Origin of the sequence: Pseudomonas sp. SDI (assembly GCF_003105155.1) — a bacterium.
Lineage (GTDB): Bacteria > Pseudomonadota > Gammaproteobacteria > Pseudomonadales > Pseudomonadaceae > Aquipseudomonas.
The window spans coordinates 55,837-71,825 of sequence record NZ_QETK01000016.1; the positions used below are offsets into that span (position 1 = coordinate 55,837).

A 15,989-nucleotide genomic window follows, 5' to 3' on the forward strand; every position below is an offset into this window, starting at 1 on the left:
TCAATGCAAAGGATGGATACGTGAGCGAAACTGCCTTGCCCAACGATGATCTGCAGTCGACGCCCGAGGCGCCTGCGCAACTCCCCGTGGCCCCCAAGCGTGCCGGCAATGGCCTGGCCGTGGTTGCCCTGCTGCTCGGTGCAGCGGGCGTCGCCGTTGGCGGCTGGGGTGTCTGGCAGGTCCGCCAGTTGCAGAGCGTGCACCTGACGCAGAACGACCAGTTGCAGGAACTGCGGATCGAAACCCAGGCCCTGCAACAGCGCGAACAGAAATTGTCCAGCCAGCTCGCCGGGATGCCGCCGGCGACCGAGCTGGAAGACCGCCGGCGCCTGGTGGCGCAACTGCAGGGCGATCAGCAGCGCCTGAGCCAGCGCCTGGAAACCGTGCTCGGTGCCAGCCGCAAGGACTGGCGCCTGGCCGAGGCTGAACACTTGCTGCGCCTGGCCAGCCTGCGCCTGTCGGCCTTGCAGGACATCGCCAGCGCTCGCGCGCTGGTCGAAGGTGCCGACCAGATCCTGCGCGAGCAGAGCGACCCAGCCTCGTTCGCTGCTCGTGAGCAGCTGGCGCGCAGCCTGGCGGCGCTGAACAGTGTCGAGCAACCGGACCGCACCGGGCTGTTCCTGCAACTGGCTGCATTGCGTGAGCAGGTGGTGCAGTTGAGTGCGTTGGCACCGGCATTCGACAACGACGGCAAGCCACTCTTCGGCATGACCGCCGATGGCGATGGGCCGAGCCGCTGGTCGCAGTGGTGGGAGCAGATCTCGCGCTACTTCCGCATCGACTTCAATGCCGACAAGAACGTCAAGCCGCTGCTTGCCGGGCAGGCCCTGAACCAGGTGCGCCTGGCCCTGAGCCTGACCCTGGAACAGGCACAATGGGCGGCGCTGAACGGCGAGCCCAAGGTCTACACCCAGGCGTTGGATGAAGCGCGCAGCGTGCTGTTGGCCAACTTCAACCGCGACAACGAACAGAGCAAGCGGATGCTGGCCCAGCTCGATGCGCTGGCCAAGGAAACCGTCAGCGTCGTCACCCCCGACCTGGATGCCAGCCTGAGCGCCGTGCAAGCGTACCTGGAACGCCGGCACCTGCCGGCCGAGGAAGCGAACCTGCGCCAGGAGCCGCGCCCATGAAACGTGCCTACCTGTGGGCGGTGCTGGCGATTGTCGCCGCCACCTTGCTGGGTATCGCCGTGGCCCGCCACAGCGGTTACGTGCTGATCGCCTATGACACCTTCCGCTACGAGTCGAGCCTGTGGGCCACCCTTGGCCTGCTGGTGGCCATCGTGCTGGTGCTATGGCTGCTCCGCGTGCTGGTTGGCATCGTCCTGACCTCCAGCGGGGTGGTCAACCCGTGGTCGCGGCGCAACCGCAGCAAGCGCACGCGCCTGGCCATCGAACAGGGTCAGCTGGACCTCGCCGAAGGCCGCTGGGCCAGCGCCCAACGGCACCTGCAGCGTGCCGCCGAAGCTGAACGCCAACCCCTGCTGTACTACCTCGGTGCGGCCCGTGCGGCCAACGAGCTGGGCCGCCGCGAAGACAGCGACAGCCTGCTTGAGCGAGCGCTTGAGCGCCAGCCGCAAGCCGAACTGGCGATTGCCCTGACCCACGCGCAATTGCAGATGGAACGTGGCGAAACCGACGGCGCGCTGGAAACCCTGCAAGCGATGCACGAGCGTCATCCGCACAACGCGCAGGTGCTGCGCCAGTTGCAGCGGCTGTATCAGCAGCGTGGCGATTGGTCGTCGCTGATCCGGCTGATGCCCGAGCTGCGCAAGGGCAAGGTGCTGCCGGCCGCTGAACTGGCCGAGCTGGAGAAGCGCGCCTGGGGTGCCAACCTGGGCCTGGCGGTACAACGCGAAGGCGAGGGCGAGAGCGCCCGGCAAGCGCTGGAGCGGGCCTGGCAGCAACTGACCAACGCGCAGCGTCAGGAACCGCAATTGGTGCTGGCGTATGCCGAGCAACTGCGTCAGCTGGGGGCCGAGGGCGAGGCCGAGGCGGCCCTGCGCACGGCGCTCAAGCGCGATTATGAAAGCCACCTGGCACGGCTCTACGGGCTGGTCCGTGGCAGCGACCCGGCGCGCCAACTGCAAACCGCCGAAGCCTGGCTCAAAGGGCACCCGGACGACCCGAGCCTGCTGCTCACCCTGGGCCGGTTGTGCCTGCAGAATCGTCTGTGGGGTAAAGCCCGCGACTACTTTGAAAGCAGCTTGCGCTTGCAGCGTAACCCGGAAGCTTGTGCCGAACTGGCACGGTTGCTGGCTAGCCTCGGCGACACCGAGCGAAGCAATCAATTGTTTCAAGAAGGGCTGGGGCTGCTGGATGAACGTCTGCTGGCGTCGCCCTTGCCGGACGCGGTTCGCGCCTGAAAAAGCACGGGTTTTGCCAGCGGCAAACCCGTGTGTTTATTCAAAATGTAACGGCGCCGATTTTTCTCTATAGGGCAGGGGAAAGGTCTTATCTTCCATCTGGAAGCGTCACCAGTGAATCGAGGATATCTCCGCCATGGGATTCCTTGAAACGTGGCGTGGCTTTCCCTACCGTTGTTACACCTCTTCCCGCCCTGGACCTGCCATGCCGTCGGCCTGTTTGCGCTCACTGTTTTTCCTGGCCTTGCTGGTGGCCTTGCTGGTGCTGGGTGCGGCGTTCTACCTGGAGTTCGCGGTTGGCCTCAGGCCCTGCCCGCTGTGCCAGAGCCAGCGCTTTTTCCTGGGTGCCTTTGCAATCGTTTGCCTGTGCGCGTTGCTGCATCATCGTGGCCGTCTGCTGGCCAGGCTCTACGCCGGTCTGGCCTTGGGCCTGGCTGGCTGCGGTGCGTTGCTGGCCTGGCGGCAGATCTGGCTGCAGAGCCATACGGAAGCGGCGCAGGGCGGCTGCCAGCACCCGCTGACCTACCTGATCGAGCATTCCACCCTGCAGGAGTTGGTCACCGCATTGCTGCTGGGCAGCCGTGAGTGTGTGGCGATGACCTGGAGCTTTCTCGACCTCAGCGTCCCGGAGTGGAGCCTGCTGGCCTTCCTGCTGCTGGCGGCGCTGGCGCTGGCCGACCTGCTAAGCCGGTTGCGTGATGTCAGCGGCTGAACGCATGCCGCGCCGCCGCTGGCGCGACCGATGGCCACATTGCCTGGCATTAAACACTTGTATGAACATTGTCGCCTGCGTACCTTGAAGACAAGGGCGCTCGGGAATAATCTCCCCTGCACGCATACCGAAAATACAGCTGCTCGATGTCGTCTGCCGGTTTCACCCTTGGTGCCGCACGATCACGCGCCGGGAGGCAGAGGCATTACCCAGAAGGGATGACATTGCCATGCTAGATAGTTGTCAGAATGCTCAGGAACGCTGGGGTGGAGTTCATCAGCTGATTGACCGCTGGCTAAAAGAGCGCGAAGAGCTGGTCCAGGGTTTTCGCAGCTTGCGCGATGCCAAGCCGGCGTTTGCCGAAAAGGACAAGAGCCGCGACTTCTGTGCGGTCCTGGTGGACTATGTCTCCGCCTGGCACTTCGAGGTCATCGAGCAGTTGGTCAGCGAGGCCAAGGCCTTCGAAGACACCCGCAGCCTGGAACTGGCCCAGCGGATCAGCCCGCGGATCGACGACATCACGCAGATTGCCCTGGCGTTCAATGACCACTGCGACAAGGGCAACTGTAACGACCCCGAGCGTTTTGCCAAGAAGCTCACCGAGCTCGGCAGCCTGTTGCACGAACGCTTCGAACTGGAAGACTGCCTGATCGAAGTGCTGCACAACTCGCACAAGGAAGAAGGCCTGGTCGAGGCCTGATTCAGTCTCTGCCGTTGCCGACGCTCAGTCGGCAACTCCGAGCAGTTCTATCTCGAAGGTCAGCGGTGTGTAGGGGGCGATGACATCGCCGGCGCCATCTGCACCGTAGGCCTGTGCCGAGGGGATCACCAGGCGCCATTTGGAGCCGCTGGCCATCTGCGGCAAGGCGCTCTGCCAGCCTTCGATCACGCTGTCCAGGTTGAACCACTGGGCCTGCTGGTTCTGATCGAAAACACTGCCATCCGGCAGCTTTCCTACATAGCGTACCTGCACCTTGCCGCCTGGTTTTGGCTTGGCGCCCGTGCCTGCCGCCAGCTCGGTCATCAGCACGCCATCGGCCAGTTCGCGAACCCCGGCGCGGGCGCGCTCGGTGGCCAGGAAACGCTTCTCGGCGGTGAGCGCCTGTTCGCTTTGCGACTGCGCTGCGGCCGCATTGGCCTGGGCGTCGTGCTGGCTGAGAATCGCCTCTCTACGTGCCTTGCTCAAGGCCAGCGGCTTGTTCTGATAGGCCTGTTGCAGGCCCTCCAGCAGCGCTTGCAGTTGCAGGTCCGGAACCTCTTCGCGCAGGCGTTCGCCAAGACTGGCGCCAAGGCTGTAGGCAAGGTCGTGGGGGCTGGCCGGGGCCTCGCCTTCGGCGGCGAAAGCCGGGTTGAGCAGGCATAAAAAAGCGATCAATAGAGTGCGCGACACAGGCTCGCTCCTGTCACAGAGGAAGAGTTCACAGGGGCGCAAGTATGCCAGTGTCGGGCGGAACTTCCGGCAAATATCAGCAGGCGATTTTCCAGCAACTACACTTGCTCGCAGCTGCAGCGATTACAAACTTGCCCAGGCATGCAACGCGGCGCGTTCATTACTGTCAACATGCCCTAGCGGCGGTAGCAGCACAGGTCTAGTATGAGCCGCAATTTCGTCAGCCAGGAGGTAAGCCATGTCGGCCACTAAGAAGCCAGTAAGTACGCCGTTGCACCTGCTCCAGACTCTCTCGGGTAGTTTGCTCGAACACTTGGAAAATGCCTGCTCGCAAGCGCTGGCTGATGCTGAAAAACTGTTGGCCAAGTTGGAAAAACAGCGTGGCAAGGCCCAGGAGAAACTGCACAAGTCGCGCTTGAAACTGCAAGACGCTGCGGCGGCTGGCAAAGCCAAGGCACAAGGCAAGGCGAAGAGCGCAGTGGGCGAACTTGAAGCGTTGCTCGACTCGCTGAAAGAACGCCAGACGCAAACCCGGAACTACATTGTGCAACTCAAGCGCGACGCGCAAGAGAGCCTGAAACTTGCTCAGGGTGTTGGCAAGGTCAAGGAAGCGGCGGCCAAGGCACTGACCGCGCGTGCGGCAAAACCGGCAGTTGCTGCCGCCAAACCTGTATCAAAAGCGGCGGCCAAGCCGGCTGCGAAAGCCGCTGCCAAGCCTGTCGCTGCCAAAGCGCCGGCCAGGTCGGCCGCTGCCAAGCCGGCGGCTAAACCTGCTGCCAAGCCCGCCGCCAAACCGGTAGCCGCGAAACCGGCCGCCAAGCCCGCGGCGAAAGCACCGGCCAAACCCGCCGCTGCTAAACCCGCCGCCGCGAAACCGGCGGCTAAACCTGCTGTGGCGAAACCCGCCGCCAAACCCGCCGCCGCAAAACCTGCGGCCAAGCCTGCAGCGAAAGCAGTTGCCAAGCCGGCCGCCAAACCTGTGGTGAAAGCCCCCGTGAAACCGGCGGCCAAGCCTGCTACGCCGGCGCCAACCGCGTCAGCAGCCAGCGCCGCGCCTACCAGTGGCCCGGTCGCAACGCCATCCGCTCAGTCGCCGTCGGCCGCTTCCTGAGTCGACTTCACTGCGGCGCGCAGCACGTGCAGCGCGTCGTGGTGCAGGCGAGCGCTGGTCGGCGTCAGTGCCTCCAGCCAGTCCTGCGTCTCCCCTGAGGGGCTGGCTGGCCAGCCCGCACAGGCCTGCTGCAAACGTTCCAGCAGTTGCCGTTCGGCATTCATTTCCAGGCTCTTGACCTGTTCGCGCAAGGCGGCCAGCGCTTCGTCGTGCTGGGCGCTCGCACGCCATTGCCGGCGCAGGCTGCGCAGCGGCTGCACGACATCGCGCTGCCAGGGCCCGGCCAGGCGCCTGAGCTGTTCGACCCGGGGGTCTTGCACGGGTATGTGCCGGCTGTCCAGCCAGGCTGCGCAAAGCAACAGGCAGACATCCGCGCCCTGCGTCTGCAGGTTCAGGCAGGCTGCCTCGACGCCGGGGCGGGCGTAGAGGGCGATGGCGAAATTCCACAGGTCGGTGTGCATGGTCCCACTCGCGCCAGTTGCCGGCGAAGCTGGTAGACTCCGCGGCCATTATGATCAGACTTTCGAACCTCACTTTACAGCGTGGTCCCCAGCGCCTGCTAGAAGGCGCCGAGTTGACCTTGCACGCCGGCCACAAGGCCGGCCTGATCGGTGCCAACGGCGCCGGCAAATCCAGCCTTTTCGCGCTCTTGCGTGGCGAGCTTAGCCCGGACGCGGGCGAATGCCAGCTGCCCGGCGACTGGCGCATCGCGCACATGCGCCAGGAAGTCGATACCCTCGACCGCCTGGCCGTGGACTATGTGCTCGACGGCGACGTGCTGCTGCGCAAGGTGCAGCGCGAGCTGGCCGTGGCCGAAACCGCGCAGGACGGCACGGCGGTGGCGCGCCTGCATATCGAGCTCGACAGCGCCGACGGTTATACCGCCGACGCCCGTGCGCGCAAGCTGCTGGCGGGTCTGGGCTTCAGCAACGAGCAGATGGACCGCCGTGTCGGCGACTTCTCCGGGGGCTGGCGGATGCGCCTGAACCTGGCGCAGGCGCTGATGTGCCCGTCCGACCTGCTGCTGCTCGACGAGCCTACCAACCACCTCGACCTCGACGCGATCCTCTGGCTCGAAGACTGGCTCAAGAGCTACCCGGGCACGCTGTTGCTGATCTCGCACGACCGTGACTTCCTCGATGCGGTGGTCGACCATGTCGCCCACGTCGAGCAGTGCAAGCTGACCCTCTACCGCGGGGGCTACAGTGCCTTCGAGCGGGCCCGTGCCGAGCGCCTGGCGCAGCAGCAACAGGCCTACGAGAAGCAGCAGGCGCAGCGTGCGCACATGGAAAAGTACATCGCCCGGTTCAAGGCCCAGGCCACCAAGGCCCGTCAGGCGCAGAGCCGGATCAAGGCCCTGGAACGCATGGAGGAGCTGTCGGCGGCGCACGTCGATTCACCGTTCGACTTCGTCTTCCGCGAGTCGGAGAAAATCTCCAGCCCGCTGCTCGATCTGTCCGACGCGCGCCTGGGCTATGGCGACAAGAGCATCCTCGAGAAGGTCAAGCTGCAGCTCACGCCGGGTGCGCGTATTGGCCTGCTCGGGCCGAACGGTGCCGGCAAGTCGACCCTGATCAAGAACCTTGCCGGCGAGCTGCAACCGCTGGCCGGGCGCCTGGTGCGCGGCGAGAACCTGGTAGTCGGCTATTTCGCCCAGCACCAGCTCGACTCGCTCGACAGCAAGGCCAGCCCGTTGCTGCACCTGCAGCGCCTGGCGCCGACCGAGCGCGAACAGACCCTGCGCGACTTCCTCGGTGGTTTCGACTTCCGCGGCGCGCGGATCGACGAGCCGGTGCTGAACTTCTCCGGTGGCGAGAAGGCCCGTCTGGCCCTGGCGCTGATCGCCTGGGAGCGGCCGAACCTGTTGCTGCTCGACGAACCGACCAACCACCTCGACCTGGAAATGCGCCTGGCGCTGACCATGGCCTTGCAGGAGTTCAGCGGCGCGGTGCTGGTGGTTTCCCACGACCGGCACCTGCTCAAGAGCACCACCGACGACTTCCTGCTGGTCGCCGACGGCAAGGTCGAGACCTTCGATGGCGACCTCGACGACTACAGCCGCTGGCTGGTCGAGTACCGTCAGCGCAACGCGCCAGTCAGCAACACCCCGGTCAATCCGGACAAGACCGACAAGAAGGCCCAGCGTCAGGCCGCCGCGGCCCTGCGCCAGCAGTTGGCGCCGCACAAGCGCGAAGCCGACAAGCTGGAAGCCGAGCTGGGCAAGCTGCACGAACAGCTCGCCATGATCGAGACCAGCCTTGGCGACAGTGCGTTGTACGACGCCGGGCGCAAGGACGAATTGCGCGACCTGCTGGCCCTTCAGGCCCAGCTCAAGTCGCGTGAGGCCGAGGTCGAGGAAGCCTGGATGGTGGCCCTGGAAACGCTTGAAACGATGCAGGCGGAGCTGGAGGCATTGTCTTGATGGACGCGCTGGAGCTGAGCCTGCCGGTCGAGTGGATTGGCCCGTTCTGGATGGGTCTGCAGATCCTGTTGATCCTGGTCGCGGCCTTTGTGCTGCAACGGCTGGTGTCGCGTTGCCTGATCCGCCTGAGCCAGCGCTACCCGCTGCCACCTGAGCTGATGGTGCCGCTACGCGGCGCCTTGCGCTGGCTGATCATGGGCAGCGCGCTGATCTTCGTGCTGGAGCGCCTGGGCGTTTCCGCGACGGTGTTGTGGACGGCGTTGTCGGGCTTCGTTGCGGTGGCGGCGGTGGCCTTCTTCGCGATGTGGAGCGTGCTGTCCAATCTGCTTTGCGCGGTGCTGATCTTCACGGTCGGGCCGTTTCGCATCGGCGATGTCGTCGAACTGGTGGAAACCCTCGACAAGCCAGGGGTAAAGGGCCGGGTGACGGCGATCAACCTGCTGTTCACCACCCTGGTGGAAATGCCCGAGGCGGGCGGGGCGCTGGTGCAGGTGCCGAACAGCCAGTTCTTCCAGAAGTGCGTGCGCCGCTGGCGCGGTAGCGATGCGCTGCCGCTGGTAGGCGAGGACAAGGCCGCTCGTGGCAATTGATCGGCCGCGGAAGAAAATTGTAGTGATTTTTCCGGCGACGGATTAGCGTTGGGCTTCATCTACAACGTTTGCGCCGAGGTGTGCGATGTCACTGGAAACGTGGTTGGCCTTCTTTGCCGCCTGTTGGGTTATCAGCCTTTCTCCCGGGGCCGGGGCGATTGCCTCGATGTCCTGCGGCCTGCAGTATGGGTTCTGGCGCGGTTACTGGAACGCCCTGGGCCTGCAACTGGGGCTGGTGATGCAGATCGCGATCATTGCCGCCGGGGTGGGCGCGGTGCTGGCGGCGTCGGCGACGGCGTTCCAGGTGATCAAGTGGTTCGGCGTGGCGTACCTGATCTACCTCGCGGTCAAACAATGGCGCGCGTTGCCGGCGGACATGGCCGACGAATCGGCGGTGCGGCCGATCGGCAAGCCGCTGAGCCTGGTGTTCCGCGGCTTCCTGGTCAACGTCAGCAACCCGAAGGCGCTGATCTTCATGCTGGCGGTGCTGCCGCAATTCATCAATCCGCATGCCGACCTGCTACCGCAGTACCTGACCATTACCGCGACCATGGTCACCGTCGACCTGCTGGTGATGGCCGGTTATACCGGGCTGGCGGCGCGGGTGTTGCGTTTGCTGCGCACGCCTAAACAGCAGCGGCGGATGAACCGGACCTTTGCCGGCTTGTTCCTCGGTGCGGCGACCTTGCTGGCGACCATTCGCCGCGCGCCGGTCTAAAGGCATTGCGGGACAAAAAAAGGCGACCTACCGGTCGCCTTTTTTCATCTCGCCATCAGCGCAGAATGCGCGCCGGCTCGTCCGGTGGCAGGTTGTTGCGCAGTGGCGCACGTTCCTGCTCCGGCATCACGCCGACCAGCTGTTCCTTCATCTGCTTGGCCACATCCAGACCCAGCTCCTTGGACACCTCACGCACCACCCGCGGACGGTTCAGGCTGACCCGCACGTCCTGGCTGTTGACCAGCTTGGTGTCCTGACCCTCGCCCATGGCGGTGAACGCCGAGGTGATCTCGAAGGTCTTGGTGTTGATCAGGCTGAAGTCGGCCACCAGGGTCAGGCCCAGGATCGCCGAATAGCTGTTGGTGTTGTCCAGCGAGGTAATGTCGCGCTGGAAGTCGATGTCCGACAAGGTGCCGAACAGCACGTAGTCAGCGCCAGGGTAGCTGCCCTTCTTGATCCGCGCGATCACGTCATAGACGTCTTCGGTGGACTTGGCGGTGTACGGCTTGCCCTGCACCAGCTGGAACATCCCGGACTTGAGGATCTCGCCCTTGATGTCGCCGCTGAACTTGCGCAGCTCGGTCTGCTCGATATAGCTCTGGCTGCTCTCGAACTCGTTGTAGCTCGACGAACTGCTGGCGCTGTACATGCTGGCTTGCGAACTGCTCTGCGCCGAGACCATGTGGATGTACTGCTCCACACGCTCCTGGTAGGCCAGATCGGTGACCGCGACCTTGGGGGCCGCCTGCACGCCGAACGCGCAGGCCAGGCCAATGATGCTCATCCATGCACGCATCGATTAACGCTCCGTGGTCTTGCGGATTTCTTTCTCGTCCATCCACTCGGCCAGGCCGCTTTCGACGTCGATCAACTGCAGGCTGAACTTGTAGAAGACGTCCTTGTAGTCGCTGCTACGCTTGACGATCGAGCTGATCGAGCCTTCCAGGCGGTACTTGGCGGCGATCATGTTGCCGGTTTTGGCAACGCTGTTCTTCTTGTACAGGCCGCTCTGGTTCTGCAGCTTCAGCTGGTCGACCTGGCTCTGCATCTGGGTGTTATCGCTGGCGAAGCGGGCGGTGCCGGACTTCATCAGCTGGGTCTTGATCGAGGTGGTGATCTCGCGGGTATCGATGTACTCGCTGGTTTTGTTCTTCACGTCGTAGACCTGAACCACCGGACGGCCTTGCAGGATGCCGGACTGGGCCAGGGAGCGGGTCATGCTCTCGGCGATCATCTGCAGGTCGGTGGAACCGAACTCGTTGGTAACCAGCTCAACGGCCTTGCTGTCGCCGTAGCCGATGTTCTTGCCACCCAGAACCGGGGAGTTGTTGGCGCAACCGCTGGCCAGTGCAACGACTACGGCCAGCAGGGAAAAACGGGCAAACATCATGTCAGGTGTCTCCTAGAAAATAATTACTGCGACTGCACTTCGATGCGGAAGTCGGTCGCTTGTGGAACCGGGGCAATGGCCGGCAGTACGCTCGATTGCGATCCGTACAGGGTCAGGCTCTTCCAGCCTTCTTCGCCGGCCACCGGGAACCCATCGTCGCCCAGCCAGGCGAAGCGGTAGAGCATCGTCTTGTTGCTGCTGCTGGTGTTGTTCAGCGCGGCCTTGACGGTGAGGAAGCCGTTTTCACGCGCAACCCGCATCGGGCCAACTTCGATGTTCTTCAGTTTGCCCATGACCACGACCTTGCTGGCAGCGCTGCCGGGGGCCGGTGGTGGAGGCGTCGCGCAACCGGCCAGGACGGCGGCGGCGAGGACGGCGAGAAGCTTGAAACGCATGACTTTTCCTTAAGTTACTTGAGGGCGACAGACTGCGAAGCAGCCGGCTGTTCGACCAGCAGCGCCGGGCCACCGGCAAATACACGATTACCGACGACACGTACCGACACCACTTGATACGGACGGTCGATGGTGACCTTTACCTTGGTGCCGCCAACGTTCGATGGCAGGTTCAGCACGTGCTCGCCTTTGCTCAGGCGCACGCGGGCGACCTGGGTAGCATTTGGCAGGGTGCGCCAGGTACGGGTATCGGCACCTTCGGTGATTGCTGAAGCCAGACCCACGGCCAGGCCGGCCAGCGGGTTGGTCTGGTTGATCTTGTCCTGGGCGGCGCCACGGCTGATGGCCCGTACGCTGGTGCGCAGGATGATGCCTGGCATGTCATCGCGCAGGGCGCGGCGGGACATGGCGCTGGTGCTGTTAAGACCGGTCAGTTCGAGGGTTTTCTGGTCCAGCTCGATCTGCGCGAAGGACGCCGTGGAGGTGTCTTCCTTGATCACCGGGAACGACAGCGGGGTGATCACCAGATTGCCGTTGATCGGCAGCGGCAGCGGAATGCGCACCGAGTCGCGGGCCGGCGCCAGGCCACTCTGGACCACGATCAGCACGTCGCTGTCGGCATTCTTGCCGGCAGGCTTGTCGAGTTCGATCAGGGCTTTTTCCAGCAGCGGGGTGTTCGGGCGCAGCTCGGCGGCCTTGCGGTAGCCCGGCGCGGCCAGGCCTTTTTCGCCCAGCGCTTCGTACACGTAGCCCGACAGGTAGTGGCTGAAAGCACTCTGGTAGCTGTTTTTCAGACCGACCACATCCGGTGCGTCGAGGGCGGCGACCGGGTAACCCTGCAGGTCTTTGTACTCGGTCTTGACGCCTTCCTTCTCGGCTTCCTGTTCCTGCTTGAGGTATTCCTTGTCACGCAGTTCGGCGATCACCGCTTCGCGTTCGTGGGTTTTCTTGATCTCGGTGCGGGCGCCTTCGAAGTCGTTCTGGGCCAGCAGGTTCAGGGCCATCTGCGTGGTCAGCATGACCTTTTCGTAATCGTAGCCTTCGTACTTGCGGACCTTGTCGTTGACCAGGTAGCTACCGAACTGGCCGAGGTACTTGTCGGTGTCGAGCTTGACCGATTCTTCCCACTTGAAGACCACGTTGTCGGCCTCGCGCCAGGCGGTTTGGCTACCGTTCAGGTCACCCTTGGAACGCAGCAGTTCGCCCTTCTCGAAGTAGTAGAGCAGGTCTTTGTCATCACCCGAGTTGTTCTTTTCCAGCAAGGCCAGGGCCGCGTCGACGTTGCCGCTGGTGAGGTGCTGGTTGGTCTGCTGCAGCTCGCTGTCGTAGTTGCGGAACGCGGAGCAGCCGGTGAGCTGGACGGCGGCGCAGAGGGTCGCAATGGTGAGGACACGGGAGGCCATCTGGTCTTCTTTCCCTGAATAAATGGTGCAGCCCGCGCGGGTGGCTGGTTAGCCCTTTGGTTAGTTCCAAACCCTCTCTAAGGAGGTGCGCAAATTCCAGTTCGCTATATCGAAACGCGCGGCATTATAAGCGCAATTGCTGGCTAATTAATGGCTCTTTGACGTGATTATTTTGACGGGTGCCATCATTTCAGAAGCCCCCGACGAACGGCTAGGGCCCATTCCTACGGGCGCTGCGCGAGGTTGTGACAAAAAGTTTCAAGGAATGCGACTGAGTCGCTTGAGCCGTTGGCAATCGGAGTGAACAATGCAGAACCTCCGATTCCTGTTCGAGATAGTCATGACTCCCTGTCACCGTTTACTTGCCTGGCTGTTCTGGCCGCTGCTGGCCTTGTGCAGTGCCGGCGCCCTGGCCGATAGCGTCGAGGGCGCCGGCAAGGCGCTGCACTTGCTCGATTACATTGCGGCGGACTACCCGGACACTGTGGCGGCCGGCAAGGTGGTCGACGATGCCGAGTATCGCGAGCAGTTGGAGTTTGTCGGCGTGCTGCATGGCCTGGTGGCCGGCTTGCCGGCTCGCGCCGAGCAGCAGGCGCTGGAGGAGGGCATTGCGCAACTGCGTCAGGCCATCGACCAGCGTCAGGACGGCAGCAGCGTGGCGCGCCAGGCCCGGCAACTGGGGGCGCAACTGGCGGTGACGTATGAAGTGAGTCAGGCGCCGCTGATCACTCCCGATCCGGCGCGTGGTGCACCGCTGTATGCACAGCACTGCTCGATCTGCCATGGCGACAGCGGTGCCGGCGATGGCCCGGCCGGGGTTGGCCTGGAGCCGCCACCGGCGAACCTGCAAAGCCATGCGCGGCTCGACCGCTTGAGCCTCTACGACCTGTACAACACCCTTGGCCTGGGTATCGAAGGCACCGACATGCCAGCCTTCGCCGACCAGCTCGACGAGCGTCAGCGCTGGGACCTGGCCAGCTACATCGCCCGCTTCACTGCCGACCCGGCGCATGCCGTTGGCAACACGGGCTATGGCCTGGCCGACTTGGCCCGGCACACCCCGGCAGAAATCGAGGCCAGCGACGGTGCCGATGCGGCTGCCAGCTTCCGCGCCCAGCGTGCCAGGCCGCCACAGGTCCAGCGTGGCCCCGGGCAATTGCTCGACTACACCGCGACCACCCTGGACAAGAGCCTGGCGGCCTACCAGGCTGGCGACCATGAGCAGGCCTACGACTTGTCCGTCGCGGCCTACCTGGAAGGCTTCGAACTGGTCGAAAGCTCGCTCGACAACCTCGACGCCAGCGTGCGTAAAGACACCGAGAGGTCGCTGATGGCTTACCGTCAGGGGCTGCAGGACGGCTTGCCGCTGGCGCAGTTGGGTGAGCGTCTGGAGGTGGCCAAGGCCAAGCTCAAGGTGTCGGCCGAGCGGCTGGGTGGCGACAGCCTGAGCTGGTCGCTGAGCTATATTTCCGGGCTGCTGATTCTGTTGCGTGAGGGTATCGAGGCGATCCTGGTACTGGCGGCGATCCTGGCCTTCCTGCGTAACACCGGTCAGCAGGCGGCGGCGCGCAGCGTCAACGTCGGCTGGTTGCTGGCGCTGCTGGCCGGTTTTGCCACCTGGGCGCTGGCGGCGTATGTGATCGACGTCGGCGGTGCCCAGCGCGAGTTGCTGGAAGGCTGCACGGCGTTGTTCGCCAGCGTCATGGTGTTGTGGCTGGGGGTGTGGATGCACGACCGCCGCCATGCTGCCGCCTGGCAGCACTACATCAAGCGCAGCCTGGTCAGTGGCGGTGGCCGCTTCGGTTTTGCCTTGCTGGCATTCTTCTCGGTGTACCGCGAGTTGTTCGAAGTGGTCCTGTTCTACGAAACCCTGTGGCTGCAAGCCGGCCCGGCCGGGCACCAGGCGGTGCTGGCGGGCGGTGCTACGGCGCTGGTATTGCTGGTGGGCCTGGCCTGGGTAATCTTGCGCGGCTCGGCGAAGCTGCCGTTGTCGCTGTTCTTCAGCATCAACGCGGCGCTGCTGTGTGCCTTGTCGGTGGTGTTTGCCGGGCATGGCGTGAAGGCGTTGCAGGAGGCGGGGATCTTCGGCACACGTTCGGTGCCGTTCTTCGAGTTCGACTGGCTGGGCATTCATGCCGACGCCTACTCGCTGACGGCGCAGGCGCTGGCACTGCTGGCGATCTGCGTGCTGTATGGGCGCAGTTACCTGGTGCAGCGTCGGCGCGTTTCGGCGGGCTGATTTGAAGCGCAGCAGGCGAGCAGGGATACTGCTCGCCTGTTTAGTCTTCTGTTGTGGATAACTTGCCATGCGTGTCTGGATCGATGCCGATGCCTGCCCGAAGGCGGCCAAGGATCAGGTCGTCAAATTTGCGCTGAAGCGCCAGCTGGAAGTGATCCTGGTGGCGGGGCAGAGTCAGATCAAACCGGCGTTTGCCTGTGTGAAGCTGATTGTCGTGCCGAGCGGGCCGGATGCGGCCGACGATTACCTGGTGGAACATGCCGTGCCGGGCGAGTTGGTGATCTGCAGCGATGTGCCGTTGGCCGATCGCCTGGTCAAGAAGGGGGTGGCGGCGCTCGATCCGCGCGGTCGCGAGTTCGACGAGCGGAATATGGGCGAGCGCCTGGCGGTGCGTAACCTGTTCACCGACTTGCGCGAGCAGGGCCAGGTAGGGGGCGGGCAGGCGCCGTATGGCGAGCGCGAGAAGCAGGCGTTCGCCAATGCGCTGGACCGGATCCTGACCCGGCTGGCCTCATCGCGGGCCTGACGCGTGACCTGTAGGCGCAGGCAAGCCAGCGCCTACAGGTCATGTGTTGCTCATGTGCTCAATCGTTCTCGTGCGTCAGCTCCAGCACCCGATCGACCAGCTTGTAGATCCCGCTCGCCGCTTCGCTGATGTTCTGCGCGAGCATGTAGGCCGGGGTGGTCACCAGCTTGCGCTGGGTGTCCTCGACGATGTCGTGCACATCGCACTCTTCATGGGTTGCGCCCATCTGCACCAGCGCCGCGCTGGTGCCGGCATCGTTGCCAATGGTGCAGACCACGCCCGGTCCGTAGATCTTCGCCGCCAGCGCCGGCGAGATGCAGATCAGGCCGACCGGCTTGCCGGCCTCGGCAAAGGCCTCGGCCAGCGCGAGCACGTCCGGGTGGACGCTGCAACTGGCGCCTTCCACGGCAAAGTTCGAGAGGTTTTTCGCCGCGCCGAAGCCGCCCGGCACGATCAGCGCGTCGAAGTCCCTGGCATCGGCTTCACGCAGGTCCTTGACGTCACCACGGGCGATCCGCGCCGACTCGACCAGCACGTTGCGCGCTTCCGGCATTGCTTCGCCGCTCAGGTGGTTGATGACGTGCATCTGGGCGATATTCGGCGCGAAGCACTGCACCTGCGCACCTCGTTGATCCAGGCGCAGCAGGGTAATCACGCTTTCGTGGATTTCCGCGCCATCATAGACGCCACAGCCAGACAGAATCACCGCAACTTTTTTGGTCATGCTC

17 protein-coding genes are annotated in these 15,989 nt (G+C 64.1%); 10 read left to right on the forward strand and 7 right to left on the reverse strand.

Features of this window, described 5'->3' with window-relative positions; translation table 11 throughout:
- The first annotated feature begins 20 nt into the window (after window positions 1-20).
- The 4 genes from DCO48_RS12615 to rsd all read left to right on the forward strand — a co-directional run bounded on the left by DCO48_RS12615 (window position 21) and on the right by rsd (window position 3,777).
- Entirely contained in the window at window positions 21-1,130 is a 1,110-nt protein-coding gene (locus tag DCO48_RS12615; protein WP_116550940.1) for a uroporphyrinogen-III C-methyltransferase, read from the forward strand.
- The gene (locus tag DCO48_RS12620; RefSeq protein ID WP_116550941.1) at window positions 1,127-2,365 is read left to right on the forward strand and encodes a heme biosynthesis protein HemY; all 1,239 of its coding nucleotides are present in this window, start codon (window positions 1,127-1,129) and stop codon (window positions 2,363-2,365) included. Before DCO48_RS12615 ends, DCO48_RS12620 begins: the two co-directional genes overlap by 4 nt.
- Window positions 2,366-2,570: 205 nt before the next feature.
- A complete protein-coding gene (locus tag DCO48_RS12625) occupies window positions 2,571-3,077 on the forward strand; it encodes a disulfide bond formation protein B (protein ID WP_116550942.1) in 507 nt (168 codons plus the stop codon).
- A 229-nt stretch (window positions 3,078-3,306) separates the two neighbouring features.
- On the forward strand, window positions 3,307-3,777 hold the full coding sequence (gene rsd / locus DCO48_RS12630) for a sigma D regulator (protein WP_116550943.1): 471 nt from the start codon (window positions 3,307-3,309) through the stop codon (window positions 3,775-3,777).
- Window positions 3,778-3,801: 24 nt separating this feature from the next.
- Here rsd and DCO48_RS12635 read toward each other — a convergent pair whose 3' ends face one another.
- Complete coding sequence (locus tag DCO48_RS12635) at window positions 3,802-4,467, reverse strand: FKBP-type peptidyl-prolyl cis-trans isomerase (protein WP_116550944.1); 666 nt, start codon at window positions 4,465-4,467, stop codon at window positions 3,802-3,804.
- 238 nt (window positions 4,468-4,705) lie between these two features.
- Between DCO48_RS12635 and DCO48_RS12640 the strand changes: the two genes are divergently transcribed.
- Entirely contained in the window at window positions 4,706-5,578 is an 873-nt protein-coding gene (locus DCO48_RS12640) for an AlgP family protein (protein ID WP_116550945.1), read from the forward strand.
- Here DCO48_RS12640 and DCO48_RS12645 read toward each other — a convergent pair.
- Window positions 5,554-6,039 (reverse strand): TIGR02444 family protein, encoded by a 486-nt coding sequence (locus tag DCO48_RS12645; protein WP_116550946.1) that lies wholly within the window; start codon window positions 6,037-6,039, stop codon window positions 5,554-5,556. The genes DCO48_RS12640 and DCO48_RS12645 overlap by 25 nt on opposite strands.
- A gap of 50 nt (window positions 6,040-6,089) precedes the next feature.
- On the opposite strand from DCO48_RS12645, the gene DCO48_RS12650 reads away from it, so the two are divergent.
- From DCO48_RS12650 to DCO48_RS12660, 3 genes are all read left to right on the forward strand, one after another.
- On the forward strand, window positions 6,090-8,000 hold the full coding sequence (locus tag DCO48_RS12650; RefSeq protein ID WP_116550947.1) for an ATP-binding cassette domain-containing protein: 1,911 nt from the start codon (window positions 6,090-6,092) through the stop codon (window positions 7,998-8,000).
- Window positions 8,000-8,590 (forward strand): mechanosensitive ion channel family protein, encoded by a 591-nt coding sequence (locus DCO48_RS12655; protein WP_116550948.1) that lies wholly within the window; start codon window positions 8,000-8,002, stop codon window positions 8,588-8,590. The genes DCO48_RS12650 and DCO48_RS12655 overlap by 1 nt, the downstream gene beginning before the upstream one ends.
- A gap of 85 nt (window positions 8,591-8,675) precedes the next feature.
- Window positions 8,676-9,308, forward strand: a complete 633-nt coding sequence (locus DCO48_RS12660) for a LysE family transporter (RefSeq protein WP_116550949.1) — start codon at window positions 8,676-8,678, stop codon at window positions 9,306-9,308.
- Between the two features lie 55 nt (window positions 9,309-9,363).
- Here the strand turns inward: DCO48_RS12660 and DCO48_RS12665 are convergent, their stop codons facing one another.
- The 4 genes from DCO48_RS12665 to DCO48_RS12680 are packed head-to-tail and all read right to left on the reverse strand — an operon-like array spanning window position 9,364 to window position 12,496.
- Window positions 9,364-10,104, reverse strand: a complete 741-nt coding sequence (locus tag DCO48_RS12665) for a penicillin-binding protein activator LpoB (protein WP_116550950.1) — start codon at window positions 10,102-10,104, stop codon at window positions 9,364-9,366.
- Window positions 10,105-10,107: 3 nt separating this feature from the next.
- Window positions 10,108-10,695, reverse strand: a complete 588-nt coding sequence (gene lpoB / locus DCO48_RS12670; RefSeq protein WP_116550991.1) for a penicillin-binding protein activator LpoB — start codon at window positions 10,693-10,695, stop codon at window positions 10,108-10,110.
- Window positions 10,696-10,721: 26 nt separating this feature from the next.
- A complete protein-coding gene (locus tag DCO48_RS12675; RefSeq protein ID WP_116550951.1) occupies window positions 10,722-11,093 on the reverse strand; it encodes a YcfL family protein in 372 nt (123 codons plus the stop codon).
- Window positions 11,094-11,107: 14 nt separating this feature from the next.
- A complete protein-coding gene (locus tag DCO48_RS12680) occupies window positions 11,108-12,496 on the reverse strand; it encodes a COG3014 family protein (protein WP_116550952.1) in 1,389 nt (462 codons plus the stop codon).
- A 340-nt stretch (window positions 12,497-12,836) separates the two neighbouring features.
- On the opposite strand from DCO48_RS12680, the gene DCO48_RS12685 reads away from it, so the two are divergent.
- Together DCO48_RS12685 and DCO48_RS12690 are read left to right on the forward strand one after the other, a co-directional pair.
- Window positions 12,837-14,735: a cytochrome c/FTR1 family iron permease gene (locus DCO48_RS12685; protein WP_116550992.1), complete on the forward strand. Its 1,899-nt coding sequence runs from the start codon at window positions 12,837-12,839 to the stop codon at window positions 14,733-14,735.
- A gap of 67 nt (window positions 14,736-14,802) precedes the next feature.
- Window positions 14,803-15,261, forward strand: coding sequence for a YaiI/YqxD family protein (locus tag DCO48_RS12690; RefSeq protein WP_116550953.1), 459 nt, complete (start codon window positions 14,803-14,805; stop codon window positions 15,259-15,261).
- Window positions 15,262-15,319: 58 nt separating this feature from the next.
- Here DCO48_RS12690 and elbB read toward each other — a convergent pair whose 3' ends face one another.
- Window positions 15,320-15,985 carry an isoprenoid biosynthesis glyoxalase ElbB gene (gene elbB, locus DCO48_RS12695; RefSeq protein ID WP_116550954.1) on the reverse strand — a complete coding sequence of 222 codons (666 nt, stop codon included), beginning with the start codon at window positions 15,983-15,985 and terminating at the stop codon, window positions 15,320-15,322.
- Between the last annotated feature and the right edge of the window lie 4 nt (window positions 15,986-15,989).